16 protein-coding genes are annotated in these 18,848 nt (G+C 43.6%); 4 read left to right on the top strand and 12 right to left on the bottom strand.

Annotation, left to right across the window (positions count from 1 at the left end; translation table 11 throughout):
* Positions 1–214: 214 nt before the first annotated feature.
* From Q8M62_RS03245 to Q8M62_RS03225, 5 genes are all read right to left on the bottom strand, one after another.
* Positions 215–718, bottom strand: coding sequence for an ORF6N domain-containing protein (locus Q8M62_RS03245; RefSeq protein WP_304899229.1), 504 nt, complete (start codon positions 716–718; stop codon positions 215–217).
* 29 nt (positions 719–747) lie between these two features.
* Positions 748–2,286: a YifB family Mg chelatase-like AAA ATPase gene (locus tag Q8M62_RS03240; RefSeq protein WP_092732928.1), complete on the bottom strand. Its 1,539-nt coding sequence runs from the start codon at positions 2,284–2,286 to the stop codon at positions 748–750.
* Between the two features lie 63 nt (positions 2,287–2,349).
* Positions 2,350–2,718, bottom strand: coding sequence for a hypothetical protein (locus Q8M62_RS03235; protein WP_304899228.1), 369 nt, complete (start codon positions 2,716–2,718; stop codon positions 2,350–2,352).
* Positions 2,719–2,897: 179 nt separating this feature from the next.
* Positions 2,898–4,730 carry an ABC transporter ATP-binding protein gene (locus Q8M62_RS03230; RefSeq protein ID WP_304899227.1) on the bottom strand — a complete coding sequence of 611 codons (1,833 nt, stop codon included), beginning with the start codon at positions 4,728–4,730 and terminating at the stop codon, positions 2,898–2,900.
* A 59-nt stretch (positions 4,731–4,789) separates the two neighbouring features.
* Positions 4,790–6,493, bottom strand: coding sequence for a hypothetical protein (locus Q8M62_RS03225; protein ID WP_304899226.1), 1,704 nt, complete (start codon positions 6,491–6,493; stop codon positions 4,790–4,792).
* Between the two features lie 256 nt (positions 6,494–6,749).
* Here Q8M62_RS03225 and pafA point away from each other — a divergent pair, with 256 nt between their 5' ends.
* Positions 6,750–8,384, top strand: a complete 1,635-nt coding sequence (pafA, locus tag Q8M62_RS03220; protein WP_304899225.1) for an alkaline phosphatase PafA — start codon at positions 6,750–6,752, stop codon at positions 8,382–8,384.
* 309 nt (positions 8,385–8,693) lie between these two features.
* On the opposite strand, the gene Q8M62_RS03215 is transcribed toward pafA, so the two are convergent.
* Complete coding sequence (locus Q8M62_RS03215) at positions 8,694–9,857, bottom strand: homogentisate 1,2-dioxygenase (RefSeq protein ID WP_304899224.1); 1,164 nt, start codon at positions 9,855–9,857, stop codon at positions 8,694–8,696.
* Between the two features lie 112 nt (positions 9,858–9,969).
* The gene (locus tag Q8M62_RS03210; RefSeq protein ID WP_304899223.1) at positions 9,970–10,161 is read right to left on the bottom strand and encodes a CsbD family protein; all 192 of its coding nucleotides are present in this window, start codon (positions 10,159–10,161) and stop codon (positions 9,970–9,972) included.
* A gap of 103 nt (positions 10,162–10,264) precedes the next feature.
* On the opposite strand from Q8M62_RS03210, the gene Q8M62_RS03205 reads away from it, so the two are divergent.
* Both Q8M62_RS03205 and Q8M62_RS03200 read left to right on the top strand, forming a co-directional pair.
* Positions 10,265–11,041, top strand: a complete 777-nt coding sequence (locus Q8M62_RS03205) for a glycoside hydrolase family 16 protein (protein ID WP_304899222.1) — start codon at positions 10,265–10,267, stop codon at positions 11,039–11,041.
* Between the two features lie 106 nt (positions 11,042–11,147).
* Complete coding sequence (locus tag Q8M62_RS03200; RefSeq protein ID WP_304899221.1) at positions 11,148–11,798, top strand: MCP four helix bundle domain-containing protein; 651 nt, start codon at positions 11,148–11,150, stop codon at positions 11,796–11,798.
* On the opposite strand, the gene Q8M62_RS03195 is transcribed toward Q8M62_RS03200, so the two are convergent.
* The 5 genes from Q8M62_RS03195 to Q8M62_RS03175 form a co-directional block, all read right to left on the bottom strand.
* Complete coding sequence (locus Q8M62_RS03195; RefSeq protein ID WP_304899220.1) at positions 11,795–12,688, bottom strand: sugar phosphate isomerase/epimerase; 894 nt, start codon at positions 12,686–12,688, stop codon at positions 11,795–11,797. The genes Q8M62_RS03200 and Q8M62_RS03195 overlap by 4 nt on opposite strands.
* A gap of 66 nt (positions 12,689–12,754) precedes the next feature.
* The gene (locus Q8M62_RS03190; protein ID WP_304899219.1) at positions 12,755–13,309 is read right to left on the bottom strand and encodes a gluconate 2-dehydrogenase subunit 3 family protein; all 555 of its coding nucleotides are present in this window, start codon (positions 13,307–13,309) and stop codon (positions 12,755–12,757) included.
* A gap of 21 nt (positions 13,310–13,330) precedes the next feature.
* Positions 13,331–15,010 (bottom strand): GMC oxidoreductase, encoded by a 1,680-nt coding sequence (locus Q8M62_RS03185; RefSeq protein ID WP_304899218.1) that lies wholly within the window; start codon positions 15,008–15,010, stop codon positions 13,331–13,333.
* A gap of 26 nt (positions 15,011–15,036) precedes the next feature.
* Positions 15,037–15,912, bottom strand: coding sequence for a hydroxypyruvate isomerase family protein (locus Q8M62_RS03180; protein ID WP_304899217.1), 876 nt, complete (start codon positions 15,910–15,912; stop codon positions 15,037–15,039).
* 13 nt (positions 15,913–15,925) lie between these two features.
* Positions 15,926–17,152 carry a nucleoside permease gene (locus tag Q8M62_RS03175; RefSeq protein ID WP_304899216.1) on the bottom strand — a complete coding sequence of 409 codons (1,227 nt, stop codon included), beginning with the start codon at positions 17,150–17,152 and terminating at the stop codon, positions 15,926–15,928.
* A 245-nt stretch (positions 17,153–17,397) separates the two neighbouring features.
* Between Q8M62_RS03175 and Q8M62_RS03170 the strand changes: the two genes are divergently transcribed.
* Positions 17,398–18,567 carry a Gfo/Idh/MocA family protein gene (locus tag Q8M62_RS03170; protein ID WP_304899215.1) on the top strand — a complete coding sequence of 390 codons (1,170 nt, stop codon included), beginning with the start codon at positions 17,398–17,400 and terminating at the stop codon, positions 18,565–18,567.
* Positions 18,568–18,848: the final 281 nt, after the last annotated feature.

Below are 18,848 nucleotides of genomic sequence, written 5' to 3'. Positions count from 1 at the left end.
ATCGGCTGTCCGAAGAAATGTGTATTTTTCATCCGCTGTAATTTGAAGTTGTGGTAAACCTAAAATACAGCAAAAAGGGTAGGCTTCTCCTAAGAAGCTTACCCTAAATTTTAAAACCGTTTCTCGGACAGTAGTGATTTTTAATTAAACTTGAAATGAATGCATAAGAATCAAATATTTGCCCGTCAAAAAAAATTCCTTTTTCAAGTTTTGGTTAACCAGCCTCAAGTGCTTTGAAAATCTGCTCAATTTTTTCTTCTGAATGAAACTGTTTCATCTCCAACAGGTCAAGGCGTTGAAAAACGGATGCATTTTGCATAAGGAACTTGCGCATATTGATGAAGGCTTGCATTATTTGAATGCTAACCTGCACTGCTGTATTACTATTGAGTAAAGCAGAAAGCATAGCTATTCCCTGTTCTGTAAAAACAAAGGGTAAATACTTTCGATGTTTACCCCGTCCACTCTTTAAGGTCACAATTTGTGACCTTAAAGAGTGAGAGAGGTTTTCTTTTTTTATTCTCAAAACTTGATATTCAAATTCTTCGAGTTGGAATCTGAAATCATTAGGGAATCGCTCTAAGTTCCTCTTTACAGCTTGGTTCAAAACTTTGGTTTCTACCTCATACATTTCTGCCAAGTCACTATCAAGCATGACTTGCATACCGCGGACAGTAAAAATCCTAGTTTCAATTTCTTGTGGCAACATATTTTTCATGTTCAAAAAATTCTCACTTATTTATTTTTTCACCCCGCCCAACCTTCTCGATCCAAACTTCTGTATTGAATGGCTTCGGCCAGATGCTCGACTTTGATCGTTTCGGTACCTGAGATATCGGCGATGGTGCGGGCGACTTTAAGAATTCGGTCGTATGCACGGGCAGACAGTCCAAGTCGCTCCATGGCAGTTTTGAGTAAAGCTCTACCAGCCTCATTGATTTGGCAGATTTCCTTCACCATATGAGAAGGCATCATCGCATTGCAGTAGACTTCAGGGTTGTCCAGGAAGCGTTCACGCTGTCGTTCTCTTCCTTGGATCACCCGCTCACGGATGGATTTGCTGGATTCACTTTTGCGCGTGGAAGTCATCTCGTCAAATTTCACCGGTGTTACTTCCACATGTAGATCGATTCGGTCGAGGAGGGGACCACTGACTTTGTTCAGGTAGCGTTGCACAATGCCCGGACCGCAGACGCATTCCTTCTCGGGGTGATTGTAGTAGCCGCAAGGGCAGGGGTTCATGCTGGCGATTAGCATAAAGTTGGCTGGATAGTCCACCGAAACCTTGGCGCGTGAGATGGTGACCTTTCGGTCTTCGAGTGGCTGCCGCATCACTTCCAGTACAGTACGTTTGAATTCCGGTAGTTCGTCCAGGAAAAGTACCCCGTTATGGGCTAGGGAAATCTCTCCGGGTTGTGGATTCCCACCACCTCCAACCAATGCGACATCGCTGATGGTATGATGAGGAGAGCGAAAAGGCCGCTGCGCAAGCAAGGATCCATTTCTACCCAGTTTTCCCGCAACAGAGTGAATCTTTGTCGTTTCTAAAGCCTCTTGCAGGGAAAGCGGAGGAAGGATCGAAGGCAGGCGTTTGGCGAGCATAGTTTTTCCTGCGCCCGGAGGTCCGATCATGATCACATTGTGACCACCTGCAGCGGCTATTTCCATCGCCCGTTTGATGTTTTCCTGGCCCTGCACATCTGCAAAGTCAAATTCATTGTCGTCTAGCGAATGGTAAAAAATCTCCCGTGTATCAGTGACGAGCGGTTCGATTTGAAGATTTCCTTGAAGAAAATCCACAGCCTGATCGAGTGTTTCGACTCCGATGATGTCAATGTTATTGACAATAGAAGCTTCTTTGGCATTTTCCAGGGGAAGGATGAATCCCTTAAATCCTCTTTTTCTCGCTTCTATCGCGATAGGAAGAACGCCTTTGATCGGACGGAGATTTCCATCCAATGAAAGTTCGCCCATGATCACATAGCGGTCGAGTTCGGGGAAGTTGACTTGTTCGGAAGCCTGTAGAATCCCCATCGCAATGGACAAGTCATAGGCAGAACCTTCCTTGCGGATGTCAGCCGGTGCAAGATTGATGACCACTTTTTGGCGTGGCATGCGGTAGTTGAAGTATTTAAGGGCAGATTCGACACGCTGTTGGGATTCCTTGACTGCGGAGTCTGGAAGCCCCACCATAAAGAAGCTGGTGCCCTGACCTACATTGACCTCAATGGTGATCAGATTGGCATCTACGCCTGAGACAGCACTACCAAAAGTTTTTGCGACCATAGCAGAAATAAAAAAAGGAGACGGTTAGTCTCCTTAATATACTGGATTGTGAAAATTAAATCTTTATTGATCTGTAAAATTTTGTCTCGGGCGAAGAATTCCGCTCGTTTCCTCATGCGGTTTTTGAGGCAAAGGTTTAGGTTGTTGCAGAGTTTGAGGATGTTCAAAATCATAAAGCTTGGCTTTCAGACCATTCATCTCATCCTGCATTTTTTTGAAAGTGGCGTTTTGATTACTGTTGTGCATCAGGCCCGCACCCCAAGCCGCCAAAAATAAAATGAGTCCTACCAGAAATACTTTGACCATAGAATCGGAGGTCAAAGGATCCATTCCAAACATGGATCCAAACACACCGAATGAAATGAAGAAGATCAAGTATAGGATGAAGTATGCTAAAACTACGATTTGCAGGTATTGCGCTATTTTTTTCATGAGTTTATAATTTTTTTAAGGTCATATAGTCTATCCCTATCCTGAATGATACTTATAGGCTCGATTCGGGAGATTCTGGCACCCGAATGCAATCATCCCAGTGAGTCAAGCTTAATTCATGCCTGTGGGAGACAGGCATGATTTCACAGGTTCATTTTTTGATAGGATTCTAAATTTAATCAAACGGATTGAATACTGGATAGCTTTTGATAAAGTCCGTCCACAGCCATCAAATCCGTATGAGATCCACGCTGTGCAATTTCCCCATTTTCGATTACTACTATTTCATCCGCATGCTGGATGGTACTCAGTCGATGGGCAATCACCAAAGTAGTACGATTGGTCATGAGTTTGGTCAGGGCTTCTTGTACCAAGAGCTCAGATTCTGAGTCCAAAGCAGAGGTGGCTTCATCCAAAATGAGGATCGGGGGATTTTTCAATACAGCCCGTGCGATACTCAATCGCTGTCGCTGACCTCCGGAAAGCTTGGAGCCGCGTTCACCGATTGAAGTCTGATAACCATACTCCAATTGGGAAATAAAATCATGGGCATTGGCGATTTTGGCAGCTTCTATCACCTGTTTCTCGGTTGCATTTTCAATCCCGAAGGCGATATTGTTGAAAACGGAATCATTGAAGAGGATCGATTCCTGAGTCACTATGCCCATCAAGCCTCTCAGTTCGGATGGGGAAAATTCCCTAATGTCGACTCCATCCAGCAGAATACTTCCTGAAGAGGGGTCATAAAATCTCGGTACTAGATCAGCCAGGGTTGATTTTCCACCCCCCGATGGACCAACCAGTGCAATGGTTTTTCCTTTTTCGAGTTTGAAGTTGATGTCCTTCAAAACGAGTTTGTCCTCGTAGGCAAAGGACACTTGGTTGAATTCAATATGGCGATTGAATCCGGAAATTTGCTTTGGGTTTTTAGGGGCCTGGATTTGGCTTTGCGTATCGACCACTTCAAAAATCCGCTCTGCAGATGCAATTCCACGCTGAATATTGGATACGGAACGGGAGATTTCTTTCGCAGGATTAAGTACCTGTGTGAAAATAATGATGTAAGTGATGAAATTTGACGCGCTTAGATCTGACTCCCCGCTAAGTACCAAGCTGCCTCCATAAACCAAAATACCTGCCACCACGCTCACTCCCAGAAATTGAGAAATGGGAGAGGCAAGTTCATTTTTTCGGGCCATGCTCACATTTACCTGGGAATAATACTCTGTTTCCTGATCGAATTTTTCTGTAACAAAGCGTTCTGCATTGAATGCCTTGATCACGCGCATTCCACCTAAGGTTTCATCGAGTATATTGACGATTCTGCCCAAAGACTGCTGACTTTGCACGGCACGTTTTTTCAGCCTTCGTGTGATTCCGCCGATGATGGCGCCGGATATCGGAATGATCAAAATGGTGAAAAGTGTCAGTTTTACTGACATAAAAAACAGCACCGAGAAATAAAGAATAATTGTAGCTGGTTCACGAAACACCACCCGCAGGGACTGCACGATCGTGTTTTCCACTTCCTGTACATCATTGGTCATTTTTGACATCAAGTCGCCCTTTCGCTCATTTGAAAAATACCCAAGGTGCAAGGCTCCCGCTTTTTGAAAAATGTCCATTCGCATGCCTTTGATAACGTTGGCGCGTACTTTTGCCAAAACGACCCCGGATAGGTAGGTGAATAGGTTGGATAAAAAGACCGAAATAACGATGATGATGCAGACGAAGAAGAGTGTGCCCATCTTCCCGTATTCATCTTGAACATTTAGAAAATAATGGTTGAAAAGGCCTGTAAAATAATCTATCGAAAATGAAAAATCAGGGAGAGTTCTGAATTTTTCCAGTGACAGGGGATCCACCTGCTCAAAAATCACATCGAAGAGAGGCTTGAGCAGGGTAAAGTTGATCAGTCCAAAAATGATCGAAAAGAGCGTGTAAAAGACGTATGTCGGGACGAATTTGCCAAATGGGCGGGCATAAGACAGGATTCGAAGGTAGGTTTGCATCTAAAGGTAATTGGGGAATCGATCTGCAAGTTACTCAAAATTGAATTCTGAGGTTTCGGTCAATAATTGAAGTCAGGACGCACAAAATTCCAGCGAAACGCCAGCTGTAGGTAATGGCTACTTTGCGGAGCACTCAGATCCTGTGCGGTTCTTCTTCTGAAGGTGTGGGATGCGTCCACAAAGAAATTGTGTTTGAGCATGTAGGAGGCGGTCAGATTTGACTGAACGACCCTGTTTTCAATTCCCTGACCGATAAAGTTTCCGAATAATCCGGTTGGACTTCCTTTCAGTCTGTTTTTGAGTACATCGCCTCCCCAATTGGTTGCCGCGTCTTCGTCCGTCCCAAAATATTGGTAAAAACCTGTGAGATTCAGGTCTAACCTCGGAAGCGGTTGATACCTCACAATCCCGACAAACTCTCTGAAATTGGCCCCTCGTGGATGGGTGAGTGGCGTATTCCAGTTAGAGTAAGATTGATAATCAACTTTTTCCTGAAAAGTATAGGGACGAGCCTGATTCCACTCCAATTGAAAGTCGAGGTTGTTCAGTCCGAGCACATTGATGTATTTGTAGCCCAATTGTGCGCCATATTTATTTCGTTTAGAGCCTTCGCCGTCGATCTCAAAGAATTCAGAAAAGACAAATTCATCCAATGCAAACTGCCCGTAAAGCTCCATGCCCGGAGTGAAAATCCATTTTGCATCCAAGCCAAGCATGACCTTGTCTGGAGTGCCCTGCTGCTGCTCGACCCAACGAAGGAAAATAATGGGATTGAAATAGTTGAAATTGATCTTGTCAGTCATCACCGAAGAGAAAAAGCCCAAATTCAGGTTTTTCCCCACATTAAATCCCAATCTGTTGTAGGCAAAATACTTCTGAGGATAGCGACCGTCAGTCGGTCTGCCTCGATTATAAAATACGTCCGCAGTCATCTGAGTCCAGAGATTGGTCAGCTGAAACTTCCAGACTTTGGTGTTGAATTTAACGAACATGTAGGGATTGGAAAAGTCCGAAATCTGGAAAGAGCGGTATCCCTCTCCTGCAAAATTCCGATCGTGACCGGCTTGGATTTCAATATGCTTGGTCACCTGAAAAGAAACATGACCCAAAGCAGAAAAGTAGCTGTAGCCATCACCTTCATATTCTTTCCAAAATCCTTCACCGGGTACTGCCCCGTTATTTTTCGTGTAGCTTTTTACCCAACTGGGAAAAAAAACCTCCGAGGTGGTCAAATAGGTGTAAAAACCAACTTTTTTGTCCACTGATCCCCGCAAAACAAGGCCTCTTGCCAATCGTGCAGGATTTCTGACATTATCGGTTTCGGTACCTCCGCTAAGGTAAATAACCGGACTGAGGTGAATTCCAAAATCTTCACCTTCATAATGAGCAAAGTCTCCCGGTCTTCGATAAAGCGATTTGAGGAATGGTTTTTTGGATAGGGGTATGTTCCTTTTTGAAAATTCCCAATTGTCCTGACTTAGAAAGTCAAGGTTAAACTGGTCTGCTTTGGATCTGATTACTTCGGGATTTTCTGCAAGGCTGTCAAGGTATTGCGCGAGAATATCCCTTCGATAGGGTTTGAATCCACTGTTGAAAAAAGGATTGTTTCTTCCCTGAAGGATTTCGTATCGGTCCACTTTGTGATAATATTCCCGATCGTAAGGAATATAGGCTCCTTGGGCATAGCTAAAGTGGGGAAAAAGAAGTAGGCCAAATACAACTAACAGAAGGCTGAAAAGTCGCGGATCGGTGATTTTTTGCATCAGTTAAAGCTAGAAAAGAATTGGAAAATTGAGATCAAGGTCTTGAAAAAAACTCAAAGAGTGATTTTCTTTTTTTGATTTTAGAAAAATACGCCAGGATACACCAGGCGTTTGATTGATAGTACTGAAAAGTTGAGGAAGGATGTGGAATTAAGAAAATCAGGAAAAATCAATTTTTCTCCTTTCGTCCATTTAACAATGTGTTAATCTGCTGAATGGGGGATATTTTTATCTTTGATAAAAAAACAGAAGTATCATGCGGAAATTATTGGCTCTGGGAATATTCCTTTTTGTAGTTCAACTAGTCGCTTTGGCGCAAAGTCAAACTGAACGTCCTAAACTGGTGGTGGGAATAATCGTCGACCAAATGAGGCAAGAATATTTTTATCGATTTGGAGAAAGATTTGGAGAAGGTGGGTTTAAGCGGTTTACGGATCAGGGTTATATGATGACCAATGGGCATTACAATTATATCCCCACCTATACAGGACCAGGTCATGCCTCAGTTTACACAGGCACAACGCCGGCAACACATGGGATAATAGCAAATAACTGGTACGTGAAGCAGCTGGGCAGGGCAATATATTGCGCTGAGGACAGCACGGTGACCAATGTGGCTGGGACAGCGGGTAATGGTCAAATCAGCCCTCGGAATATGCTGACCACGACGATTACGGATGAGTTGCGTTTTGCTACAAGCAAGCGGTCCAAAGTGGTGGGAATTGCCATCAAGGATCGTGGAGCAAGTCTTCCGGCGGGACATACCGGTGATGCGTACTGGTATGATGATGTGAACGGGGAATTTATGACTTCCACGTATTATTATGATTCGTTGACCCTGCCTAAATGGGTGTCGGCATTTAATTCAAAAAAACTACCAGACACCTATTTGAAGCAAACCTGGAATACACTTTTTCCCATCAACACTTACAAAAACAGTATTGCTGACAATAACGACTTCGAAGGGCCATTTATCGGTAAGTTGACTCCTACCTTCCCCTATAACTTGGATTCACTTAAGGCTGATAATGGTGGCTATGGCTTGGTTTCATCAACGCCTTACGGGAACACGCTTACGTTTGACTTTGCCTACGCTGCCATCGAGGGAGAAAAGCTGGGACAGCGTGGGGAGACAGATTTTCTGGCCGTGAGTTTTTCCAGCCCGGATTACATCGGTCACAGATTTGGTCCCCCATCGATTGAGGTAGAAGATACTTATTTGAGATTGGATCGTGAGCTGGCCAAATTCTTTGATTATTTGGACAAAACAATTGGAAAAGGACAATATGTGGCCTTTATCACAGCCGATCATGGTGTTGCGGAAGTTCCCGCCTATATGGTGAGTGAAAATGTCCCCGGAGGAAATTTCAACTCAGGTATGGTCATGAATCAGTTGAGAGGATTTGCTTTGGCGAAATATGGAGAAGGGAATTGGGTACTTAATTTTTCAAACGAACAGGTATTCCTGAACAGAGACTTAGCGAGGGAAAAGAACATTGATTTTGTCCAAATGCAGCGGGATGTAGCTGAGTTTTCACTACGGTTTAAGGGGGTAAAAGAGGCCTACACTTCCTTTGACCTTCGTACTCAAGAGTTTACTAAGCATCAAAAAAGTCTGCTTCAGATGGGTTATAATCATAAAGCTTCAGGTGATGTATTATTGGTATTGGAGCCTGCATGGCTTGCCGGTGGTCAGCGAGGGACGACTCACGGTTCTGGCTATAGCTACGACACTCATGTCCCGGTAGCATTTTATGGATGGGGGATTAAGCAGGGTACAAGCGCTGCCTATACTTCTATCACTGACATCGCGCCAACCTTATCCATACTTCTCAAAACCAGGATGCCAAATGGAACTACCGGTCAGCCGATCAAAGAAATCCTGGATTGAGACTTGTGATATATCCATTAAACCTGAAATATGCATTAGCAATTCTACGCCACGGCGCACAAGTTATTGCGGCCAGTAATTGCTTCAAAATCAGTCACTACGTTGCTGTTTTCTCCCGAGCTATCGGGATCACCATATCCGCCGCGGCGGACTCAGTCTCCAAACAGCCTGATTTTATTGCACTTACTGTCCTCATAACGAAACCTAATGCATAGTCCGGGTTAAAAAACCCGAAATGAATCAATCAGATCGGGTTTTTTGGTTTTTTCCAAGTAGGATAAGGGAATTTTAAGCTTTACTGTCAGGAAGTTATTCAGTCCAGCTCATCGGGTAGTTATTATCGACAAACTCCAATGCATCGGTGGTTATGAACAATGGACGATGTGTGTCCAACATAACCGCATATTCATGCGTCTCCTTTGCTCCGATGGATTTTTCTACCGTTCCCGGATGGGGTCCATGAGGCAATCCTCCCATGTGAATGGTAAATGAACCCCGATCAATGCCTTTTCTGCTCATAAATTCTCCCTCGGCATAATATAAGACTTCGTCGGAATCGATGTTAGAGTGGTTATAAGGTGCTGGAATTGCCAAGGGATGGTAATCGAATAGTCTGGGGACGAAAGAGCATATTACAAAACCCCAAGCCTGGAAGGTCTGATGTACAGGAGGCGGTTGGTGTATTCGTCCAGTGATTGGCTCAAAATCATGTATGGAAAGTGCATAGGGGTACAGGTAACCATCCCATCCCACGATGTCTAAAGGACTGTGTGCGTATGAATATTGGTGAAGAAAGCCTTGTTTTTTGATTTGAACCAAGTAATCGCCTTTTTCACGTTCGATGTGCAACTCATGCGGCGGCCGGATGTCGCGCTCACAATAGGGAGAGTGTTCCAGCAGCTGCCCAACTTCATTTCTATATCTTTTTACAGTTTCTACCGGCCCGTGAGATTCGATGACAAGTAGCCTAAGAGGTCCATCCTCATTGAATTCAAATCGATAAATTGTAGTTCTTGGAATGATTATATAATCTCCTTTTCTCACTTCCAACTTACCGAACTGAGAGTAAAGGACACCTTCTCCATCGTGGATATAAATGATTTCATCTCCATCGGCATTTTTGAAATAGAAGTCCATCTTTCGCTTTCGGGGTGAACAAATACCCATCATCACATCATTGTTCATCATCAACATCCTTCGGGCGCTGAGGTAATCTTCGCCTGTGATATCGACTCCGGATGTTTTCAAATGCGTTTGATTTAGGCCATGCGCTTTTGCCGGTTCCCAGCTGTAGGGTTTTGGAGTACCGATTGATTTGACCTCATTGGGGTTATAGATATGGTAGAGGTTAGAATAAATTCCGGAGAAGCCTTTGGAACTGACCAATTCCTCTTTATAGAGGCTTCCGTCAGGCTGACGGAATTGGGTATGTCGTTTAGGGGGTATTTGTCCTAGTCTAAAGTAATAAGCCATATTTTTGGGTTTATTAAAGCAAGTTACGATTCTCTTTGGTTCGTTGAAATCTCCGAAAGCAAAAATGGCCGGTGAGAGGGCCGACCATTTTTTCAAAAAGTTAGATTTGGGATTAAAGCTGCTCTTCTTTGAACATCATTTTTCGAAGGCTTTCGATATTTTCGCCTGTTTTTTCCTGAAGTTTTCCAAGAATTTTGTCTTCCTGACCTTCTTGGTACAACAGGTCATCATCAGTTAGCTCACTAAATTTTTCCTTTAATTCTCCTTTTATCTGATTCCAAGTACCCTTAAGTTGTAATGACATAGTTTAAAATTTTAGATTTATGAATAAAACAATTTACTATATGACACGATTTAAATTGAATATAGTTTCAAAACTAAATAAAATTAAATCAAGACTATCTCCTGTGTTATTCATAAGTTTCTGGTTAGCTGTATTTTGCGGACAAGAAACTTTTTCTCAGAAATTAATCTGGTCAGATGAATTTGACAGGGACGGGCTTCCGGATCCTAAAAGCTGGAGTTATGACGTCGGCGATCATGGCTGGGGAAACAAGGAGCTTCAGTATTATTCTAAAAACGACTTAAAAAATGCCCGTACCGAAAATGGGATTTTAATCATTGAGGCGCATGCAGACTCAAGCCATCCCAAAGGCTATACCTCGGCTCGATTGGTTACCAAGGGGAAAGCAGCGTGGGAATATGGTTACATTGAAGTCAAAGCAAAACTTCCGGAAGGATTAGGGACTTGGCCTGCAATCTGGATGCTTCCGGAAGAAAACAGGCATGGAGGCTGGCCAAAGAATGGAGAAATCGACATCATGGAACATGTCGGGTATGATCCGGGAAAAGTTCATGGGACGGTTCACACTGAAGCATTCAATCATTCAATCGGAACGCAAAAAGGAGCGCAGCTTATGGTTTCGGATTTTCAGAATGACTTCCATGTTTATGCAATCGACTGGACCGAAGAAAAAATCGATTTCTTTATTGACGGTCAGAAATACTTTACTTTCGGAAATACTGGAAATGATTATAAAGAATGGCCATTTAGTCAGCCCTTTCATCTAATTCTGAATATTGCTGTAGGGGGGAATTGGGGAGGAGCAAAGGGCGTGGATGCCAGTATTTGGCCTCAGCGTATGGAGGTCGATTATGTGCGGGTTTATGACAAAAAGCCTTGATTAGAGAATTTGAAATGAGGAAATTTATCAAACTCGGCTCCGTTGTTTGTAAAGTCTGAGAATGTCTCTTACTTAGAGCTGGCTGTTACAGTAATAAACCCATATTATGCAAGATTCCATCCTTAAAAGAAGAAAAGTCCGGGCCCTGATCATTATCGGCATCTTATTACTATTGTTGTACAGCAAGAATCTATTGGAAAGACAATCCTTCCGAAGTATCAGCAATACTTTTACTGAAGTTTATAATGACAGGTTGGTCGTCGAGGGCTATATTTTTCAGATATCCGAAAACCTGTTTCAAATCCAAAAACTGGTCGACCACTGCAATATTGACTATGATTATTCAAAAGTGATCAATGAAATAGCGAGTAACGAAAACTCAATTCTGGCGATAATCTCCGATTTTGAGGCGACTAACCTCACCGAACAAGAGGCCGGATATCTTACTGATTTCAAAAAAATCATCCAAACAGACCTCAATATCAAAAGCTATGATTTGCTTTATTCTGATTCTACAGGGATCAACCGTGCTCAGGTCAAAATCTATGATGAGAAAATTTCGCTGGCCCGAAAGGATTTGGATAATCTGAGTAAAATCCAGATGGAGGAAGGTGAAAAATTAATCAGCAAAGCCAAAGTTCTTATAAATCGATCCCAGATTTGGGCTCAATTTGAAGTGGCTTTGCTGATTATTTTGGTTGTGGTGATGTTCCTTCTTTTGTTTAGAAAGTCAGAAAGTAACCGTGGAATGATTTAATATTCCAAAGCTGACAAATACTTTGCATTCGTCTCTGCAGCTTCCATCGGTGTGCCGGAAGGGAATCTTTCCTGCTCGACAATAAAATACTCCATTCCTATTGCTTTGGATTGTTTGATCAAATCTGCGTAGGGAATTTCGCCTGCTCCCAGCAGAACACCACGCTGATGTGGATCGCCTGTTCCACTTTCCGCATCTTTGAGGTGACAAAGTCTGAATCGCCCCGGATATTTAGCGAGATACTCAGCAGGTTTTGCATTCGCTACATGCACCCAGTAAATATCCATTTCGAAATCTACCAGTTCTGGATCAGTATTGTCCATCAAGATGTCCTGAGGGATGGAGCCTTCTTGATTTACAAAGGTGTAATCATGATTGTGGTAGGCAAATCGCAATCCAAAGGACTTTAGCTTTTCACCGATCTGGTTAAATTCATTTGCCTTTTTCTTATAATCATCCAAGGATTTCTGAGGTCCGATCCAAGGACATATCAGGTATTTCATTCCAACTTCGGCTGCCTGCGCAGCTTGGGCTTCAAGGTTTTCGAAGACATTGGCATGGGAGGCAACCATCGTAGTGCCAGTTTCTGACAGCAGCGATTTGAACTCTGCCGGCTGCATTCCCCACAGTATTCCCTTACCTCCGTCAAATCCCTCAAATTGCTTATAACCGAAGCCTGCCAAGGATCTCATCGTCGCTTGAGCATCTACTGCCATATCTTCCTTGACAGAATAAAGCTGAATACCAAAGGCGCTCAGTGTTGATTTGACGGTTTCGTCCAAGTCCCCTTCTTTCTTTTTTGGAGCAGCGCAGAACTGTAGGGGCATAAAGGCCGCACCCATTCCAAGCATGGCTCCCATTTGGATAAATTTTCTTCTTTGGTTCTTCATAATTGGGTTGAATAAAAATGCCTGCCTTAAGTCAGGCAGGCAAGTAAAATTTATAGCTGACGTTGATTAGATCACCCAGGCTTTGTCGCCTTTCTTATACTCCATGCAACCATCGTATCTTCCTGGAACTTCCACATAATTGAGCGCTTGAGTAGCACCAATTTCAGAGGTAAAATATCCCAAAAGAGTCAAATCACGCAGCATATTGATAACAATAGGTTCTCTTGCGTCGCCACTTGCAATGAATTTTTCCTGCATTCCATTCAGGAAGGCAAGTCGATCTTCTGCGCTGGCTTTCATGAAATCAGTGCCTTTTTCAGTCTTGAAGTCTTTGCTCAACTGATTCAATCCGTCGACGAATGCTTTTTGCTGATCAGCATCATAGGTGTCTTTCACCATCATGACCATAAATTCACCGATTTTGGTTGCTTTTGCACCTGGAGTATCAGTGGTGGGAATTATGGTTTCTCCGATTTCATCCAGAAAAGCGAGATCTTCCGGGCTAAAATTGAGGTCTTTAAGCTGTCGTTCGGGTGAACAACCGGTCAAGATGGCTGTGGCTCCAATCATAGTGCCTCCCATCATCAGGGCGACGCTTTTTAGCGCGTCTCTTCTATTCATTACAGTCATTTCTTTCTCGAATTAGAGGTTCATCTTTTTCAATTCATCCACTGCGAATGCTGCCGCTCTTGCAGTCAGCGCCAAGTAAGTCAACGATGGGTTTTGAGCAGCTGCAGAAGTCATGCAAGCGCCATCAGTGACAAATACATTTTTCGCTTCCCACACTTGATTGTTTCCATTCAATACAGAAGTCTTTGGATCGCGACCCATTCTAGCTGTACCCATTTCATGAATTCCTTGACCGAAAGTATAGCCAGCATCATACGTTTTGACATTTTTGAATCCGGCTACTTCAAGCATTTCTGCCGCATCAGCCATCATGTCCTTACGCATGTTGATTTCATTTTCTTTAATCTCGGCACTCATGACAAGGGCTTCCATTCCCCACTTGTCTTTCACGGTGTCAGAAAGTTTGATCGTGTTGTCATGATAAGGCAGAATTTCTCCGAAAGCAGTGAATCCGACTCCCCATGGTCCCGGTTCGGTCAGGGCACCTTTCATTGGCGCACCGAATCCCAACTCCGCCACGTCTCTACTCCAGCCACTTCTGCTTGCACCCCCCTGATAGCCAAAGCCTCTGAGGTAATCACGCTTTTCGCCATTCAGGTTTCTGAATCGAGGGATGTAAAGACCAGTCGGTCTTCGGCCAAAATAGTACTTGTCTTCGTAGCCTTCCATGGTACCGTTGGCACCCAAACGGAAATGGTGATCCATCACATTATGTCCGAGTTCTCCAGACGAAGATCCCAATCCACCAGGCCAGATGTCGGTGGCAGTACGCATCAAAATGGCTGTTGAATTAAATGCAGAAGCACATAAGAATACGATTTTCGCATCGTATTCTACCGTTTGGTTGGTCTCAGCATCGAGTACTTCTACACCGGTAGCTTTTTTGGTGTCTTTGTCATAGATCAATCGACGGACGATAGACCAGGGTCTCAAGGTCAAATTCCCCGTAGCTTGTGCAGCAGGAAGGGTCGACGCTTGAGTACTGAAGTAGCCTCCAAAAGGGCAGCCCAAAGAACACTTGTTTCTGTATTGACAGCCCGGTCTGCCGGGAAGTGGTTCGGTATTGTTCGCCGGACGACCAATCGTCCAGTTTCTTGCCCCCTTGTAGTGTTCTTTGATTTTTGCAGCGGCATCTATTTCGACACAGTTCATTGGAACTGGCTTTTGGAATTCTCCATCAGGCAAAATTGCCAATCCGTCTTTGGAGCCTGAAACCCCAATGAATTTTTCTACATAGCTATACCAAGGCGCTAGGTCATTGTATCGAATTGGCCAGTCTACAGCAATACCTTCTTTGGCATTCGCTTCAAAATCAAGGTTGGCCCAGCGATAGGACTGTCTTCCCCAAAGTAAAGATCTGCCCCCGACTTGATATCCTCTGAACCAAGTGAATGGCTTGTCCTCCACATAAGGTGAATCACTTTCGTGCGCCCACCAGTCTAGGTTAAGTTCGTTGAGAACATAGTCTCTTCTTAAGTTTGGATGATTTTCAAGTTGTTCTTGCGTTCTTCTACCTCTGTGGGGTACTTCCCAAGGAGGAAGAGTAGCACTCTTGTAATCCTTTACGTGCTCAACCATTGGGCCCCTCTCCAGGAGCAGTACTTTCAGCCCCTTCTCCGTCAGCTCTTTAGCGGCCATTCCGCCGCTAATTCCTGACCCAACTACGATTGCGTCATACGCTTCATTTGCCATAGGTATGGTATTTTTGGTTTAATAAATTACACGTCACAGACCTGCACTGCCTGAGCCAGCGCGGCGATTTTGTCTTCAGATTTCGGGATGAATTCATGTGAAACATACCCTTTATAGCCAGTGGCTACAATGGCCCTCATGACAGCAGGATAGTTGATCTCCTGATTTTCATCCAGCTCATTTCTACCGGGATTGCCGGCTGTATGATAATGACCGAAATATTGATGATTTGTTTGGATGGTTCGGATGATATCACCCTCGTCTATCTGCATGTGATAGATATCATATAGCAATTTGAAGTTTTCGCTCCCTACAATTTTACATAGCTCTACTCCCCAAGCAGATAGATCACACATGTAATCTTTGTGATTTACTTTGCTATTGAGTAATTCCATCTGTATGATTACGCCGTGTCTCTCTGCTACGGCCATAATTTTTTTCAATCCTTCTGAGCAGTTTTTCATCCCGACTTCATCGTCCATCCCGTTCCGGTTTCCAGAGAAGCAAATCAGGTTTTTATATCCGTACTTGGCTACTTCGGGGATCAGCTCAGTGTAGTTTTTTATGAGTTGATCGTGGTACTGCGGATCATTCCAGCCTTTGGGAATTCCCAATTCTGCACCATTGCACATCGAACATTCCACACCGTGAGTTTTCAGCGTATCCCAACCTTTAGGGCCAACCAAGTCGATGGCATTAAATCCTATTTTTTTAATAGCTACGCAAAGCTCATCCAAGTTGAGTGAGGGCATAGTCCAGGCACAGACGCCGTGGTTGATATTTCCTTTGAGTTGGAGGGGAGCATTGCCTTCTTTCCAGTCGAAAGAGGCCAATGTTCCCATTGCGGCTCCTCCAAGGATCATTTTTTTGAAGGAAGACCTTCTACTTGAATCGAAATTCATTGGTGTTTTGGGTTTAAAGGTGAGGCTTGACTTTTTCTTCTTTGAAAAAAGAAATGAAAAATAGTAAAACCAGAACGGAAATACCAGCAGGAATCAACCAAATTGACTTCCAGAAGTGAAAACCGGTCTCAGCAAGGTAGTAATTGGAGATTTGACCGGCCGCCCAGAAGCCAATTAGCATCCCAATGCCGTAGGTGGCCAGCGTGATAAGTCCCTGAGCAGATGATTTGAATTTTTCTCCGGCATGGGAATCCGTGTAGATCTGTCCGCTTACAAAAAAGAAATCATAGCAAACTCCATGGAGCACAATTCCTACCAACAGCATCCAAACCCCCGAGTCTGCATCACCAAATGCGAAGAATACATACCTGATTGCCCATGCCAACATGGCCACGATCAGGGTTTTTTTAAATCCAAATCGAGAAAAGAATAGGGGTAAGGCCAGTAAAAACAACACTTCTGATACCTGCCCTAAAGCCATTTTTCCAGTTGAATTTTCAACGCCGATTTCAGTCAAAAAAGGACTGGCATTCTGGTAATAAAATGCCAGAGGAATGCAGATCAAAATGGAGGAAATAAAGAAAATCGCAAAATTTCTGTCCTTTAATAGCGAAAGTGCATCCAAACCCAAAATCTCTGAAAGCTTAAACCCTCCTGTGGATTTTGCTCTTGGTGGGGTGGAGGGTAAAGTGAAGCTGTATATTCCAAGAATTAAAGAAACGGCCGCAGCCATGACCCAAGTGTTTTTCAACAGGCCACTTGCCAGCCCGGCCTGACTGTCCCATGCCAAGTAGGAAACCAGTAACCCGGCTGCAATCCAACCAATCGTTCCCCATATTCTGATAATGGAAAATTCCTTGGCCGGATCTTTCATCTGATTGAATGAAATCGCATTGACCAAGGCAAGGGTAGGCATGAAAAGGATCATGTAGGCCAACAATACGGGGAAAAATCCCGAAAAATCTGTTGCTGAATAAAGTAAATACATCAAGACAGCCCCGACCAAATGGATTACCCCCAGAATCCGTTGTGCATGGAAATAGCGATCTGCGATTAAGCCTACGATAAAAGGAGCGATGATGGCACCAAATGATTGGGTGGAAAATGCCAACGAAATATCCTGATCTTTTGCCTGAAGATTGTTTCCAAGAAAAGTCCCCATCGTAACATACCATGATCCCCAAACAAAAAACTCCAAAAACATCATCAGAGAAAGTCGAAACTTAGTGGGAAAATTCATAGGCGATTAAATTGGGTTTAATTATGGAAATTAAGATTTGAAATTTAGAATTTGGGCTTTTTGCTGTATTTTAAGCATCTCCTTTGAGATTCTGAAAAAAGGAGCCAAAAAGTTTTGCCCAAGCCGTTCATAACCCAATGATGCAATTTGTCATATTCTGGCTTTCCAGCGCTGAGGAACCTCGAAATTCCCATTTAGAAATTATTTCCAACTCAAAATAACCTAATAAACTAATCTTTTGACCAATGTCAACAGCTAAAAAACTGAAACTCGGACTTGTAGGCGGAGGACCGGGGTCCTTTATCGGAGCGATCCACCTCAATGGCGCTTTGATGGATGGGATGTTTGATCTCGTTTGTGGTGCTTTCAGCTCCAATCCGGCCAAATCCAAACAACGTGGTGAGGAGCTCATGCTCGATCCTTCCAGAGTATATGTATCCTATGATGAGATGTACGAAAAAGAATCCAAGCTTCCTGAAGGAGAGCGGATGGACGTGGTTGCGATTGTCACCCCAAACAATGTGCATTTTGATCCGACCGTAAAAGCCTTGAAATATGGTTTTCATGTCGCTCTGGACAAACCTTTGACCTTGAATTATCAAGAAGCCAAAGCGCTCTATCATATTGTTAAAAACGCAACCCCGCGGTTTTTACTCACGCATACTTATTCCGGTTATCCGATGATCAAGCAAGCAAAGCAGATGATCGCTAATGGAGAAATCGGAAAAGTCCGAAAAGTCTATGTCGAATACCCTCAGGGTTGGTTATATAAGCTTTTGGAAACGGAAAATAATAAACAAGCAGAATGGCGAACAGATCCTGCCAGAAATGGCTTGGCTGGGTGCATGGGTGATATTGGAACCCATGCTTTTCACATGGCAGAGTATATCACCGGTGAAAAAGTATCGCAAGTGTGCGCGGACCTTTACATCAAGATTGAAGGAAGACCGATCGATGATGACGGAGTGGTTTTGCTTCGATTTGAAAATGGCGCTTCAGGTGTTCTAATGGCTTCTCAGACCGATACAGGCTGCGAAAACAACCTCAAAGTTCGGGTTTATGGAGAAAAAGGCGGTTTGGAATGGGAGCAAGAGCTCAATAATTCCCTGACCGTTCGTTTTCCTAATGAGCCTGCAAGAATTTATAGAGCAGGCACAGGATATTTAGGCTCTCTTGCCCAAGAAAACACCCGAACTCCGGCAGGACATCCGGAAGGGTACATTGAGGCATTTGCAAATCTTTACCGCAATTTTGCCAGATGTATTTATGCGGACCGAGCAGGAGAAAAACCTAAGTGGGAGTGGGAAGATTATCCGGGAATCGAGGATGGCATTCGGGGAATGGCCTTTATCGATCATGTATTACAAAGCACTAAGTCCGACTTGAAATGGACGCCATTTATAGTAGAGAAATAATTCTTGCTTAAAACTCAAACCCAATAAATCCTATGAAATCGAGCATGAAGGATGATTCTCATCGTTATGAGATTATCAACTAAGCGAGATTCCATATGGCCATTAAAAACAAATTATAATCATATGAAATGCCCATGAGAAAGAATCTCACACAGGGGAATGATTATTTAGGGCATTCCATGTGCCAAATAAAAATCAAATTATAAACAGATGAAATCGAGCATGACTATAAAGTCACACACTGGGATGATTATCGACCATGCGAGATTCCATGTGGCAAT

This window comes from Algoriphagus sp., from assembly GCF_030694375.1.
Lineage (GTDB): Bacteria > Bacteroidota > Bacteroidia > Cytophagales > Cyclobacteriaceae > Algoriphagus.
This window is presented reverse-complemented; position numbering and strand designations above follow the sequence as displayed.

Coding starts and splice junctions, on each gene's coding strand:
- Q8M62_RS03185 (WP_304899218.1), bottom strand. CDS start 15,010: ATGGCAAATGAAGCGTATGACGCAATCGTAGTTGGGTCAGGAATTAGC.
- Q8M62_RS03190 (WP_304899219.1), bottom strand. CDS start 13,309: ATGAATAGAAGAGACGCGCTAAAAAGCGTCGCCCTGATGATGGGAGGC.
- Q8M62_RS03200 (WP_304899221.1), top strand. CDS start 11,148: ATGCAAGATTCCATCCTTAAAAGAAGAAAAGTCCGGGCCCTGATCATT.
- Q8M62_RS03180 (WP_304899217.1), bottom strand. CDS start 15,912: ATGAATTTCGATTCAAGTAGAAGGTCTTCCTTCAAAAAAATGATCCTT.
- Q8M62_RS03195 (WP_304899220.1), bottom strand. CDS start 12,688: ATGAAGAACCAAAGAAGAAAATTTATCCAAATGGGAGCCATGCTTGGA.
- Q8M62_RS03245 (WP_304899229.1), bottom strand. CDS start 718: ATGAAAAATATGTTGCCACAAGAAATTGAAACTAGGATTTTTACTGTC.
- Q8M62_RS03240 (WP_092732928.1), bottom strand. CDS start 2,286: ATGGTCGCAAAAACTTTTGGTAGTGCTGTCTCAGGCGTAGATGCCAAT.
- Q8M62_RS03170 (WP_304899215.1), top strand. CDS start 17,398: ATGTCAACAGCTAAAAAACTGAAACTCGGACTTGTAGGCGGAGGACCG.
- pafA (WP_304899225.1), top strand. CDS start 6,750: ATGCGGAAATTATTGGCTCTGGGAATATTCCTTTTTGTAGTTCAACTA.
- Q8M62_RS03235 (WP_304899228.1), bottom strand. CDS start 2,718: ATGAAAAAAATAGCGCAATACCTGCAAATCGTAGTTTTAGCATACTTC.
- Q8M62_RS03215 (WP_304899224.1), bottom strand. CDS start 9,857: ATGGCTTATTACTTTAGACTAGGACAAATACCCCCTAAACGACATACC.
- Q8M62_RS03210 (WP_304899223.1), bottom strand. CDS start 10,161: ATGTCATTACAACTTAAGGGTACTTGGAATCAGATAAAAGGAGAATTA.
- Q8M62_RS03230 (WP_304899227.1), bottom strand. CDS start 4,730: ATGCAAACCTACCTTCGAATCCTGTCTTATGCCCGCCCATTTGGCAAA.
- Q8M62_RS03175 (WP_304899216.1), bottom strand. CDS start 17,152: ATGAATTTTCCCACTAAGTTTCGACTTTCTCTGATGATGTTTTTGGAG.
- Q8M62_RS03225 (WP_304899226.1), bottom strand. CDS start 6,493: ATGCAAAAAATCACCGATCCGCGACTTTTCAGCCTTCTGTTAGTTGTA.